This is a genomic window from Enterococcus sp. (assembly GCF_032555305.1).
Lineage (GTDB): Bacteria > Bacillota > Bacilli > Lactobacillales > Enterococcaceae > Enterococcus_A.
Window position 1 is genome coordinate 1 of record NZ_JAWGOQ010000036.1, and the last position, 13,680, is coordinate 13,680.

A 13,680-nucleotide genomic window follows, 5' to 3' on the forward strand; every position below is an offset into this window, starting at 1 on the left:
CGTATTCTTAGGAGGAGAAACTTTATGAAATCACAATCATTGTCGCAAGTTCAGCTTTTTGTCACTAAACGACCTCGGTTAGAAAAGAACATCGAAAAAGTCTATGCAGATTCACAAGATGCGGACACTGTTATTCAGTACATCGTTGCTGTGCTGGTGCGGCATGCGTTGTGTATTTCTGATTTTTATCTATTTTGTCAGGATCTTGTTAGAGAGATCCTTTTATTTGCCGAACCGACAGAGGTGCTGCGGAAGCTGGCGCCGTTGTTTCGCGATTGCTTTGATAGTGGTAGGGAATGGGAAGAGGTCACTCATCGGCTCTATAAGAAAACCAAGGTTTACCATCGTTACAATAATCGAGTAAGTGAATGTAAAAAGTACTTGTTCGCAAAGACAACGCCGGTTGAGGAATTGGATGGACAGCAGTATAAGCTTGTCTCGACCTTTGAGGATGCGGTAGGCAAGATTCATAATTGGAGTTTACGTGATGCAGATAAAAATGCCTCCGCAATGAAGATCAATGCTGTTTTAGAATTAATGTCTTCATTAACTATTTTTGAAAAGGATGGAATCAGGCGCTTTGTCCAGCTGGAGAACTCTGAGATCGACAACTGTACTCGTTACGTCAAGATTCGAAAAGGGGAGATCGTGGAAGAGCCTGTCCAAATTTCGACTAATCCGGAAAAGGTTGAAACAGCAGAGGATTCTTCCGTGCAGCTTAGTTCAGAGATCGCTTCATTAAGCGAAGAGGAGAGACTAGAATTAGTGAAGATGCTGTTACCGGAAGGCTTCGTTTTAGCTGATACTCGTTTGGAGGAACCTGCGATTATCATGGCGGAAAAAGAAGCTAGCAATGAAGGGGCGATTGCGCTTAAGACTAACACGGGCGCGACGCAAGAAGTTGGTAAAACGGATGGAAAAGTCACTTCCACTTTAAAAGAATCGCCAACTATCTCCGTGGGAAATTCTAAACCAACAACTGGGAAAAAGAAGAAAAAGGGAACAGAAAGTTCAAACTACTCAAGCAAAAGGAAGAAAAAGCGTGGTAAAAATAAACGGTAATAATAGCTAACACTGATTCGAGCTGTGATGGAAAAATATTATTTACCCTAGGCTTCTTTGTCATGGATAAATGAAGGAACAAATAGCTCAAATAATGACGAATAGTTCTCTTGCCTCATTTCAGGAAATATAAAAGGATAAAGATCATATTAGAAAAAGCCGCCCAAAAATTTTTATGAGTAAATTTGGACGGTTATTTGCCTTGTTTTACCGCTGTTGTTAGGCATTTTTTTGACATGTAAAGCAGATAAAGATCAATGGTTACTTCACACGAAAAAAAGTCTCTGGTTTTGATGTGCCTTCAGTATTTACTTGGGTAGTGGAGGACTGAAAGCTGAATTCATCGTCGGAAAGCTGTGTTACATGGTACTGAGACTCTTCGCCATTCGCGGGTAAGAGCCTCCAACGCCTATAAGAAGCATGGTAATCTGAGAGATAGACTTTGAATTTGTCGTCTGTCTCAGGGTATTCAAGTTCAACGGACTGTCCGGCTTCACGAATGATCAGTGTCTCTGAATCCTCCATCGATTTCCATTCACCAGCGAACTGATTCAAAAAATCTGTTGGATCCATTGTTTGCTGGGCAGACGTTTCAGTTGTACTTGAATTTGAGAACGTGTCAGATGACTGAACTTTAGTAGGCTCATCTGTATGTTGATTCGCTACAAAATAAATACCAAAGACTATTACAAAAACCAATACTAGGATGATTGATCTGCTGCGATAGGTTTTCATGCTTCATTCCTCCAGAATCATTGTTTCAGTTTTGACTCTTTTTTTTAGGTAATCAGAAATCCACTTCCTTTACCGATTGTACTCGAAAGCAACAGATTTTCATAATCTTGCTCAGGAATTCGTTTTGCGATGGAAAAGGATTAGATATCCAATATAGTCGCTAATGCTCATCATCGTGATATTCTCTTTCCTAGAGAGTATCATTTTTTGTCTATTCAAGAAAGCTGGAACACGGTCAGGGATTTCATGTATTATAAAGACAATAGAAATGAAAGCGGATGTATTCTATTTAGTAAATGTTTTCAAGGAGGGTAGCTATGCGTTTAATTGAACCATGGGAGAACATCGAGATGAATGTGCTGACGAAGGATCGTGTCATGCAGCATTTTGATACGAATATCCATTTAATCTATGTATTGGCAGGCGAGGTGACCATTGAACGCGAGGATCAGGTCATTTCCCTACAGAAAAATGATTTTTACATTTTGTCAAAGTCGTTGGTACACACTGTCTATGCGGAAAATGCTCGGGCTTTTGAAATTATTTTGAATTATTATTTTGAGGATCAAGCAGGCCTAGCCTTTGAAGGAAATTCTGTTACAGAAAGTAAAAGTGCGGATCAGCAGCTGATTCAGTCGATTGAAAAGCTGTTGAAGCTGTACATTTTGCAGGAGCAACATTCTGTATCTGAAGTGTTTGAGGAATATTTCCATATCATTCATCTGTTGGAAAAGGAGTACGCCGAAGCTGCCAGCACAGATGAAGATCGAAGCATCAAGCAAAAGGTTTATGAGGTGAAGTTTTTCATCGATAATAACTTCGATAAGGACATCCGTTTGGCGGATATTGCCAATAAGCTGTACGTTTCGGATCAGTATCTATCACGGATTTTTTCAAATGAGATTGGGATGCCCATGAACGAATATTTGATTCGGAAACGGTTGGAGAAGGTACGGAAGGATCTTCTGGAGACGGAGAAATCAATTACCAATATCGCTTTTTCCGCAGGCTTTTCCAATATCAACTCCTTCAATCGCCTGTTCAAAAAGTATCAGGGACTGACACCTAGTGAGTTTCGCAGGGAGATAAAGGCGGAGGCCAAGGTGGAGACAGAGCAGAATAATCAGGCGCAGGAAGAGATTCAAAATCTGGAGAGCTATTTCAAAGAAAAAGATGCCAAGATCGATGATGAGACGATCCAAGTGTCTATGGAGGAAATCTCCCGACAGAATTTTCAAAAAAGTATGATCAATCTGGGGTACGCAGGGGACTTGACTCATGCCTCATTTGTGGAGCAGCTTCATTATTTGCAGCAGAATAATCCTTTTGCCTACGGTCGAATTTGGGGGTTATTTAGTGAAGAAATCTTAGAGCAGGTGGGTGAGGAGTATGATTTTTCGACAGTCGATGAGATTTTGCAGAGCATGCTGAAGGCTGGGATCAAACCGTTTCTGGAATTAGGATTTAAAGGGAAGCTGATCCACGAATCCCATACCCAGATCATCAAAAGCCATTTGTTTACTCGAAAATCCTATGAGCTCTCTGATCTGCTCCACCGGTTTCAAGTATTCTTTTATCATTGTATCGATAAGTTTGGTTTAGAAGAGGTTTCTTCATGGATCATTGAAATCTGGAAACCCAATCCTTTGGTCCTGCAAACGATTGGTTGTGAGGATCTGACGCGAATCGATGATAATGGCGTTCAGCTAAATTTAGCGCAGGAAAAGACCTATATCAACGTTTTCTCCCAAATTAAAGAAGCCGTTCAGCACATTGTTCCCTCGATTCAGATTGGCGGCTGCGGGTTAAGCCTGGATATCGAGACGAGGGATCTGAGTTTCTTTCTGACTCAGTGGATCAAGAGCAAGGGAGCGCCGGACTTCATTAGCTTGTCTATTTATCCAATGGATGCGATGAAGCAGCAGCTGCATCAGCGAAAAAAACATCATGAACCGATCTCAGCAGATTCGAATTATATGCTTCATCGAATGAAGGAGTTCAAGGAGTTGTTGGCGGAAATTGATTATCAAGGGAAAACCTATATTACAGAGTTCAATGTAACGATCCTGAATCGCGATATCATCAATGATACCGCCTTTAAGGGCAGCTACATCTTAAAGAATGCTCTGGCAGTCATGCCGTATTGTGATTTGATTGGGTATTGGCAACTCACCGATTTGTCAGTGACTACCTTCGACACCGCCAACAAAGAAATTTTTGGCGGTTCAGGGCTGATCTCAAAAAGCGGGATCCCCAAGATCGGTTATTATGCCTATCAATTTTTAAATAAACTGAGTGCCAGCGTCGTTTATCAGTCGGAGGATTTGCTGATAACGAAGGATGATCCGAACCGGATTCAATTATTGTGTTTTTCCTATAGTCATTTGAACTCGACTTATTATTACGATTTCAACAGTGTGTTTACTAGAAGGAACGCCTCAGCCTTGTTTGCATCTACAAGTGTCCAGAAGAAAAAGATTTTACTGAAGGATTTAAATGAGGCAGAAAGCAGTTATCGAGTGAAGCATTATCGAATTGGGCCAACAGCAGGGAATCTATTAGAAGAAATTAACGCTGTCAGTCATTCCGATCGGCTTGATGATGAGCTTGTCACGTATTTGAAGCATCGCTGCCAACCACAAATCGAAGTAAAAGAAGCGACATCCAGAAATCATCAATTACGACTTGAATTAGAAATATTGCCACAAGAGATTCAACTGATCGAGATCCAAAAGGTCTCACGTTAAACAAGATTGTGTAACACAATCTTGTTTTTTTGTGCAAAAAACATGGATCATCCTTTAAAAGTATCAATAGAATCAATGGAAAACGCAGAGTATTCTATCGGTGAAGAAACTACAATAATAACTGTAAACGTTTACAAAAATTACTTATTCTGGGAGGCACACATGGAAAAAGAAGTTTTTGACAATGGAATGAATGTAGAGAAGAAGAAACTGACCAAATTTTCAATGATCGCTTATGGCTTAGGGGACCTTGCCAGCCAATTCGTATGGACTTTTGTCGGCACTTATTTGACCGTTTTTTATACCGATATCGTGGGGTTAGCACCAGTGGCAGTTTCAATGATCATGTTAGTTGCGCGTTTGTGGGATGGAATCAACGACCCGATGATGGGAATGATCGCAGAACGTACCAGAAGCAAATTCGGTCGTTTTCGTCCATATATCGCTTTCGGTTCCCCATTTCTAGCTTTGTTCTCTGTATTGACCTTCACAGGTCCTTTTGGTAACGGGACCGCAGGAATCATTTGGGCAGCCGTCATCTATATCATCGCGGGAATGATTTACACCTTAGTGAATATTCCTTATGGCGCATTAGCCGCTGTAATGAGCGAAGATGCCAATGAGCGTAATCAATTAAATGCTTGGCGTTCAGTCGGAATGAATGTTGGGATGATTATCGTGAACTCATTGTCTTCATTTATTATGCTGGCCTTCTCAGATGGCTCAGACGTCGCGACTGGTCGTGGCTATTTTATGACAGCGTTGATCTATGCGGTTATTTCGATTCCATTATTCTTCGCAGTGTTCGCGACTTCCCGTGAAGTGGTTCAGCCAATGAAGAATGAAAAGAAAGTACCGTTCCGTACAACGATTAAAAATGTTATCGGCAATAAATACTTGATGATCGTTTTTCTAGTTATGATCTTACAAATGACGGCCTTCATGGGGAGAATCGCAGTAACCACCTTTTACGTCATTTATTGTTTGGGTGCGTTTACTTTGATTGCTTTATTAATGACCATCCCTTCAATTGGAGGCGCGGTTTGTTCATTGGCGGTTATTCCTTTAGTGAAACGTTTTGGAAAACGCAATGTGTTGATGGTCACCTTGATTCTTCAAGGTATTGGCCTGCTGGTCGTATACTTTGCGGACTTTGATAACTTGCCAATGATCATCGCGGGACATGTGATTTTCGGTCTGTTCAATATGGGCTTCCCGATCTCACTTTCGATGGTGTCTGATTCGGTCGATTATCAGGAATTGAAATCAGGAGTGCGGACAGACGGAACAGCTTACGCAACCTATGGCTTGGCGACAAAAATCGGGAATGCGGTCGGCGCGTCGATCGGGATCATGCTGCTGCATTCATTTGGGTATCAAGCGAATATGGAGCAATCAATGGCTACTAAAAATGGAATCAATTTAGTGGTTAACTTGATTCCGGCAATCCTGTTTTTCGTGGCAGCAATTGCTTGCTTGTTGTGGGATATGAGCGATAAGGACGCTGATGACATTCGCGCAAAGCTGGATCGAAAACGTGAGAATACCAACGTCTAAGCATATAAGTATGATATAAATTTGTTCTCGAAAGAAAGAATAAACACATAGAGTAAAAATGTTTGATCTTTTATTGGAGATTTAAAGAGTAGAAAAAGGACTCATTCAGTAAACTAGGTTTTGTAAGCGATACCTATCGAGCCAGTCAAACTAACGAACATGGCTGGCTTACATATTTTAAGGAGGAAAACAACATGACAAAATTGAAATTCGGTATTATCGGGTGCGGCGGAATCGCCAATCAAAAACATTTACCAGCCTTAGCGAAATTGGCTGACCAAGTAGAACTGGTGGCATTTTGCGATACGATTATTGAACGGGCTGAAACAGCTGCGGCGGAATACGGTGTTTCTGACGCGTTAGTGACAGCAGATTATAAAGAAGTGGTGAGACAAGCAGATATTGATGTGATTCATGTGTTGACACCAAATATCTCTCATTCATTTATTACGGTTGATGCGTTAGAAAGCGGCAAACACGTAATGTGTGAAAAGCCTATGGCGATCAATTATGAAGAAGCGAAGAAGATGCTGGATGCAGCAGAACGCACTGGTAAAAAACTGACGATTGGTTATCAAAATCGTTTCCGGGCAGATTCATTGGCGACCTACGATGCCTGCAGCAAAGGGGAGTTAGGTGAGATTTACTTTGCGAAAGCACATGCGGTTCGGAGAAAAGGCGTGCCAACTTGGGGTGTGTTCCCAGACAAAGAAAAACAAGGCGGCGGACCATTGATCGACATCGGTACCCATGCATTGGATTTGACGCTTTGGTACATGAATAACTACAAACCAAAAATGGTCTTAGGCTCAACGTATCAAAAATTAAAAGACAATCCGATGGCAAATATGTTCGGACCTTGGGAACCGGAATCCTTTGAAACGGAGGATTCAGCATTCGGCTTAATCAAAATGGAAAATGGCGCGACGATTTTCTTGGAAGCAGCTTGGGCCTTGAATATGATCAATCCGAAAGAAGCACAGGTAACTCTTTGCGGAACAGAGGGCGGCGCGGAAATGTTCGGAAAAGCCTTTTTGGATCAAGGCTATGTTGTCTTTAACAAGGCAGCCCACAACCAATTAGAACAGACGGAACCTTCTGATGCAGGCGGCGTGTTCGGCTTTGAAGGCAGCAGTCTGGAACAAAAGGATGCAGAAGCGAAGCAATGGGTTGAAGCGATCTTGAATGATACCGAACCGGTCGTTAAACCTGAGCAAGCGATCGTTGTGACACAGATTTTAGAAGCGATCTACAAATCGGCGGAAACAGGAAAAGTCGTGGAGCTTTAATTGAATCGAAAGGACGAGCGCCAGTCACTGGTTCCTCGTCCCGGGTGCTATTATTTCATTATATAGGAGGAAAATAAATGTCTAGAATCAAAACGGCTGTGAGTCTATACAGCTTGCAGGATGAATATTTGAATCATCGTATGAACTTGAAGGACCTAATGTATTTTTTGAAGGAAAACAATGTTGAAGGAGTCGAGATTTTACCGGATCAAATGATTAAAAACGCTCCTCATCCAGCAGAAGAGGATGTCGCGCAGTGGCATCAGCTTTTACAGGAAACCGGCATCAAGCCAGTCATTGCAGATGTCTTTTTGAATACGAATCTGTATAAGAATCGCAGTCTGACAAAACGTGAGTGTATCGATTTATTGATTGAAGAAATCAAACAAGCCAATCGCTTAGGGATCAAATTGATTCGCCTAGTCTCCATGGTTCCCTATTGGGTTTGCGAACCATTGCTTCCTTATTGTGAGAAATACGATGTGACAATTGCCTTGGAGATTCATGCGGGTATGGCTTTTGACGAACCAGAGACGCTGCATTTCATTGAAGAAATGAAACGTTTGGATTCTCCGTATGTTGGTCTAGTGATTGATACAGGGATTTTCTGTAAGAAATTCCCGCGGGTAGTCGTGAATTATGAAGTCAATAATGGCGCGAGTCCTGAAATGTTTGCCTATTTAGATGAGATTTTTGCCCAAGGAACCGATCTTCACCGTGTCGTCAAAGAGAACAACGGCGAGTATCCTGAAGACTTCAAGAAAGTGATCAAAACCAAAGAGGATCAGATGTTTGCGCCGCTTTGCGATGGCTATGAAAATTATCCATTTACAGTGATGGATGACTATCTGCCTTATATCAAGCATTTCCACATCAAAATGTTTGAAATGACCCCTGAAGGTCCAGAATACTCGATGGATTATAAAGGGCTTTTGGAATATCTACATGAAAAAGATTATGACGGATACGTGGCAACGGAATATGAAGGCAATCGCTTCACCCTGCCAGGCAAACCGATGCAGGAAAAAGAACAGGTAGCCGCAAATCAACAATACTTGCAGGCTTGCTTAAAAGAAATTCAAGGATAGGGGGATGTAGAGAATGTTTGACAATAATGTATTTAAAAATGCGACATGTAAAAATATTGAAGAAAAGGGCGAAGTGATCGGCTTTGAACTGCAGACATTGATTACCTACTATCGTGGAGTGCCGCTTTCGATGGTGGAGTTTATCAAGGTTGCGGTGGATGACGAGGAAGTCTCGTCTGAAGCGATCCAAATTTCGATCGATAAGCAAGATTGGTTCTATTTAAAAGAAGCGGAGACAGTTACCAGCTATAAGTGGGAGTATGGCGAGCCTTTGTATATCCGGGTCTTGCAGCCAAGAGGATTAGCTAAAGGAGAGCACCAAATCAAATTAACGGTCGCAACCAGAACCGCCTATATTCCAGTCCCATTAGTGGGAGTGAAGGAACGAACGGTGACGATCTAGGTGAAAAAGGAGGAAGAAGGATGTTGAATTTTGGCATCATTGGTTATGGCTTCATGGGACAAACCCATGGGGAAACCATCAAAAAATTAGATTATGCAACATTAGTCGCGGTATGCGACATCAATAAGGATCAGCTCAAGGATATTTCAGCTGACGTAAAAGCATTTTTAAAAGCAGATGACTTGTTGGCGGAATCAGCTATTGACACAGTAATCCTTGCCGTACCGAATCATCTTCATTTAGAAATGGTGAAAAAAGCCGCCGCAGCGAAAAAGGATATTATTTTGGAAAAACCGGCTGCCATGAATGGAACAGAATTTGAAGAAATGATGGCAGTCACTGAAGCAGCGGGCGTTCGTTTCACGATCCACCATCAACGCCGGTGGGATAAGGACTACCGTTTGATGAAGGAAGTTGTAGACAGTCAAACGCTTGGTGATATTTATACCATTAAGAATTGTTTATATGGCTTTAATGGAAATATGCACGATTGGCATGTTTATCCAGAATTTGGAGGAGGCATGCTGTATGATTGGGGCGTTCATTTGTTGGATCAGATGCTTTGGATGATCCCTGGGAAATTAAAAACAGTTTATGCTGATGTGCGTAATGTGATTAACGAGAATGTTGACGATTATTTCAATATTCAATTGTATTTTGACAGCGGTATTACTGGTCAAGTAGAACTGGGAACCTACTTCTTAAAGGATGAAGCTTCTTGGTTTGAACGCCATTGGTTTGTGGGCGGAAATAAAGGCAGTGCGTATGTGGACGGCTTTAATCCGCAAGGGAAGATTGTGCGAACTAGTGAATTGTTAACCAATGTCCCAGGCAAGATCACCATGACTGCTGCGGGTCCAACGCGCTCTTTTGGTCCGCCGCCAGAAGGACGTTTAGTCACTGAAGAGCTTCCTGAGGTTTCAGTCAATCATGATATGTTTTTTGATCATTACAATAAATTTGTTGCAGGCGAAGAGGAGTTAACAGTGAAACCAACGGAAATCTTGCGTTTGATGAAGCTGGTGGACGCGATCAGAGTTTCTGCAAAGGAACACCGTTCAGTCGATTTTGAATAGAAAAGAGGGAAAAACATGCAATTAGGATTGGTTTCAGCGATTTTAGATCAAAGCGATTTTTACGAAATGATTGACATCGTTGCTGAAAATGGACTGGATTGTGTGGAGATCGCCTGCTGGCCGGCTGGAAAGGCCGAGCGGCGTTATGCGGGCGTTTCACACATTGATACAGAAAACCTGACAAAGGAACAGGGCGAAAAATACAAGACCTACGCGGCTGAGAAAAACGTGGCGATTTCTGCTTTGGCTTACTATCCGAACCCGTTAGACGAGGATTTAGCAAAGCGTCAGCTTGTGATCGACCATCTTTATTCCGTCATTGATGCGGCAAAAATCATGGACATTAACTTAGTAACAACATTTATTGGACGGATGCCGTCAAAAACGATTTCAGAAAATCTAAAGGAAGTGGAAAAGGTTTGGAAGCCGATCGTGGCTTACGCTGAAAAGCAAAAGGTAAAGATCGCGATTGAAAACTGCCCAATGCTCTTTACTGAAGATGAATGGCCAGATGGTCAAAACCTAATGACCACTCCGGATCTGTTTAGAAAAATCTTTGCACTATTAGACAGCGACTACATCGGACTGAACTTTGATCCGTCCCACTTTGTTTGGCAGCAGATGGATTACTTAGCGCCGTTGTATGAGTTCAAGGACAAGCTGTTCCATATTCACTACAAGGACATCAAGCTTTATTGGAACAAGCTGCAGGAGGTCGGTGTGATGGCGACTCCGTTAGAATATATGTCACCAAAACTACCAGGCTTAGGCGATGTGGATTGGGGCAAATATGTCTCGGCGTTGACGGATGTGGGCTATAGCGGCTATACCTGTATCGAAGTAGAGGACCGGGGTTATGAAGCGGATTATGAGGATGTGAAGCGTTCGATCAAACAGAGTGCGCATTATTTGCGGAATTTTGTCTAGAGGTGACGCCGTTGAAAAAACAAGGAAACATTGTAGGAATTGATATTGGCGGGACTTCGATCAAGTTTGCGTTAATGGATCAACAAGGAATCATTGAAAAGAAATGGTCGATTCCAACCAACATTTCGGAAAAAGGGAAATACATCCCAGGTGAAATCGCTTCTTCTGTTCGCACCACGATAGAACCACAAAAGCTGCAGTCAGTAGCCGGCATCGGGATCGGTGTACCAGGACCGATCTCACCAGATGGAAAGACCGTCGTACAAGCCGTGAATCTAGATTGGACTCAGATGCCCTTAAAAGAAATCCTAGAAAACGAGCTAGGGATCGAGGTCACTTTACTGAATGACGCTAACGCCGCTGCTTTAGGTGAAATGTGGAAAGGCGCGGCCCAAGGAAAAGCCGATCTTTTGTTCGTTACTTTAGGAACTGGTGTGGGTGGTGGCATTGTCTTAAATGGAGAAGTGCTAAATGGCTGCCACTCCTCCGGTGGTGAAATTGGTCATATTCCCGTTCGTTCCGAAGAAAATCGTTTGTGTGGCTGTGGTGGAAGAAATTGTCTAGAAACCTTTGCTTCTGCTAATGGTCTGATGCTGAGCATGAAAAAAGCGCTGCTTCTGAAGGAAGAAAGCTGGCCGGAGCTAACGCCGCCGATCATTTTTGAAAAAGCGGCGGAAAACCATCAACTGGCGAAGGAAGTGTTAGCAGAATTTACCGATATCTTAGGACAAGCCTTAGCCGGAATCATGAATACGATCGATGTCGAAGAAGTCGTCATTGGCGGCGGCTTGTCCGAAGCTGGAGACCAATTGCTAAAACCTTTGCAGGAAAAGATGGAACAGTACGTGTTTCCGCAAATCAAAGAGCATTTTACAGTGGAAAAAGCATTGCTGGGAAATGAAGCCGGGATTTATGGAGCGGTGTATGCCAGTTTAAATGAACCGAAATGAAACAAGCCATCACTGCAAGATTATCGATTTTTGCAGTGATGACAATCAACTGTCTGTTTAAACATCTTGAGAACTTTGGAAGTGCTTGTTTGAGAGCCATGCCAAAGTGAGTCAAGGTGTTTTTTCAGTTTTTTAGAAAAAATGACCAAAAGTACGATTTCTTCCTTTACCATGGAAGTTGATGAAAGTAGAAATGAGGAAACGGGATTAATAAGCGATTGCTACACTTTTATGAATGTGATTGCAAACCCATTTTAATCTGGTTATCAGTGTTCATTTAAAAATCTTCTCATTCAAAACGAGAACCAACCCTCCACTATGCCACCACCTTCACTTTTCCTAGTAGACTAATCAGGTGACAAGAAAGTGGGGGATTTTATGGAAACAGGAGAGTTGAACTTGGCACCGCAACTATGGCGCCGCAATGCGATCTTATTTATCACCAGTCAGTGTATCACCTTATTTGGTTCGTCAATCGTTCAGATGGCAATCATTTGGCAGGTGGCTTTGGAAACATCGTCGGGGTTTTGGATGACGATTCTTACATTGAGCTCGACGATTCCGCAAATGATCACTTCCTTTTTCGGCGGTGTCTGGGCCGATCGTTATCCGCGAAAGCGTCTAATCATTTTAGCGGATCTAGGAATCGCCATAATCACACTGTTCTTAGCAATCGTCTTCATTTTAGGAGAAACATCGAGTATTCTACCTTTGCTAGTAGTAGTTTCCGCGTTGCGTTCCATCGGGTCGGGTATTCAGACGCCAGCGGTCAGTGCGGTGATTCCGCAGATCGTTCCGGCAAAACAGCTGATTCGCTATAACGGAATCAACAGCAGCATGATGTCCATCGTGCAGTTTGCCGCACCTGCAGCAGCCGGGGCGGTGTTAGCGTTAGGAGCTTTTCACTGGATTTTACTGCTAGATGTAGCAACAGCGATTGTCGGTATTACCATCCTGAGCTTTGTTTCTATTTCTAAAAAAAGAAGTGAAAATGAGTCTTCAAAAAGTTTTTTTATAGATATGAAGGCTGGCATCCGTTATGTGATTGGGGATAAACTAGTAAAACGTCTGCTTCTAAACTATGGTGCATTTATCTTCTTATCGGTCCCTTCGAGTTTTTTAACCGTACTGATGATCGAGCGAACCTTTGGCGATAATTACTTGTATTTAACGATTAATGAAATGGCAGGTTTCGCTGGAATGGTCTTGGGGGGAATCGTATTAGGAGCGCTGGGCGGCTTTAAGGAACGGACTAAGACACTCTTTTTCGGACTGATTTGCTTTGGTGTGTTTTCATTCGCATTGGGCTTCAGTTACACGTTTTTACTGTTCGCTGTGTTCATGTTCCTATTGTGTTTCTTCATTCCTGTAGTCCAATCTTCAACGACAACGCTGCTGCAGGAACACGTGCCTGAAGAAAAACAAGGGCGGGTGTTTGGACTGTTGGGAGTGATGTATAGCGGATTTATGCCGCTGGGAACGGCACTATTTGGACCGCTGGCGGATGTCGTGAAAATACAATGGTTGGTGATTATTTGCGGAGTTATGATCATCTGTTTGGGACTGATACGATTCATCCGTGCTGATTTGAGTCAATGATGGGAAAGGTGAGTATCGAGTGTTCGATTTTCTATATTCATTATCCATAATTAAATTATGTTAATTAATCTGTGCTTTTTACTATAAGTAATAGAACCAGCAGTCAAAGCATCTAACTTCCTTAAAAAAGGGAGCTAGGTGTTTTTTCGTTTTCAGTATGAGTTCTCTTTATTATAGAAAGGCTTGGTCCAGAAATGCTTTTCTGAGATTAGAGAACACATGCTTGAATGAGAAAAGTTGTGATTAT

Annotated in this window: 11 protein-coding genes; 10 read left to right on the forward strand and 1 reads right to left on the reverse strand. The window is 42.3% G+C overall.

Annotated features, from left to right (window positions below; all coding sequences use genetic code 11):
• The first annotated feature begins 24 nt into the window (after positions 1 to 24).
• Positions 25 to 1,062 carry a glycosyltransferase family 1 protein gene (locus E6139_RS19890; protein WP_316405284.1) on the forward strand — a complete coding sequence of 346 codons (1,038 nt, stop codon included), beginning with the start codon at positions 25 to 27 and terminating at the stop codon, positions 1,060 to 1,062.
• A gap of 261 nt (positions 1,063 to 1,323) precedes the next feature.
• On the opposite strand, the gene E6139_RS19895 is transcribed toward E6139_RS19890, so the two are convergent.
• Positions 1,324 to 1,797, reverse strand: coding sequence for a hypothetical protein (locus tag E6139_RS19895; RefSeq protein WP_316405285.1), 474 nt, complete (start codon positions 1,795 to 1,797; stop codon positions 1,324 to 1,326).
• A gap of 317 nt (positions 1,798 to 2,114) precedes the next feature.
• Between E6139_RS19895 and E6139_RS19900 the strand changes: the two genes are divergently transcribed.
• The 9 genes from E6139_RS19900 to E6139_RS19940 all read left to right on the forward strand — a co-directional run bounded on the left by E6139_RS19900 (position 2,115) and on the right by E6139_RS19940 (position 13,433).
• Positions 2,115 to 4,544 carry a GH39 family glycosyl hydrolase gene (locus E6139_RS19900; protein WP_316405286.1) on the forward strand — a complete coding sequence of 810 codons (2,430 nt, stop codon included), beginning with the start codon at positions 2,115 to 2,117 and terminating at the stop codon, positions 4,542 to 4,544.
• Between the two features lie 162 nt (positions 4,545 to 4,706).
• Positions 4,707 to 6,101 carry an MFS transporter gene (locus E6139_RS19905; protein ID WP_316405287.1) on the forward strand — a complete coding sequence of 465 codons (1,395 nt, stop codon included), beginning with the start codon at positions 4,707 to 4,709 and terminating at the stop codon, positions 6,099 to 6,101.
• A 194-nt stretch (positions 6,102 to 6,295) separates the two neighbouring features.
• Positions 6,296 to 7,390: a Gfo/Idh/MocA family oxidoreductase gene (locus E6139_RS19910; protein WP_316405288.1), complete on the forward strand. Its 1,095-nt coding sequence runs from the start codon at positions 6,296 to 6,298 to the stop codon at positions 7,388 to 7,390.
• A gap of 77 nt (positions 7,391 to 7,467) precedes the next feature.
• Positions 7,468 to 8,478 carry a sugar phosphate isomerase/epimerase family protein gene (locus E6139_RS19915; RefSeq protein ID WP_316405289.1) on the forward strand — a complete coding sequence of 337 codons (1,011 nt, stop codon included), beginning with the start codon at positions 7,468 to 7,470 and terminating at the stop codon, positions 8,476 to 8,478.
• A gap of 13 nt (positions 8,479 to 8,491) precedes the next feature.
• Complete coding sequence (locus E6139_RS19920; protein ID WP_316405290.1) at positions 8,492 to 8,881, forward strand: DUF6379 domain-containing protein; 390 nt, start codon at positions 8,492 to 8,494, stop codon at positions 8,879 to 8,881.
• Between the two features lie 20 nt (positions 8,882 to 8,901).
• On the forward strand, positions 8,902 to 9,957 hold the full coding sequence (locus E6139_RS19925; protein ID WP_316405291.1) for a Gfo/Idh/MocA family oxidoreductase: 1,056 nt from the start codon (positions 8,902 to 8,904) through the stop codon (positions 9,955 to 9,957).
• Between the two features lie 15 nt (positions 9,958 to 9,972).
• On the forward strand, positions 9,973 to 10,884 hold the full coding sequence (locus E6139_RS19930; RefSeq protein ID WP_316405292.1) for a sugar phosphate isomerase/epimerase family protein: 912 nt from the start codon (positions 9,973 to 9,975) through the stop codon (positions 10,882 to 10,884).
• 74 nt (positions 10,885 to 10,958) lie between these two features.
• Positions 10,959 to 11,834 carry an ROK family protein gene (locus E6139_RS19935; protein WP_410470555.1) on the forward strand — a complete coding sequence of 292 codons (876 nt, stop codon included), beginning with the start codon at positions 10,959 to 10,961 and terminating at the stop codon, positions 11,832 to 11,834.
• Positions 11,835 to 12,212: 378 nt separating this feature from the next.
• The gene (locus tag E6139_RS19940) at positions 12,213 to 13,433 is read left to right on the forward strand and encodes an MFS transporter (RefSeq protein WP_316405294.1); all 1,221 of its coding nucleotides are present in this window, start codon (positions 12,213 to 12,215) and stop codon (positions 13,431 to 13,433) included.
• Positions 13,434 to 13,680 lie beyond the last annotated feature (247 nt).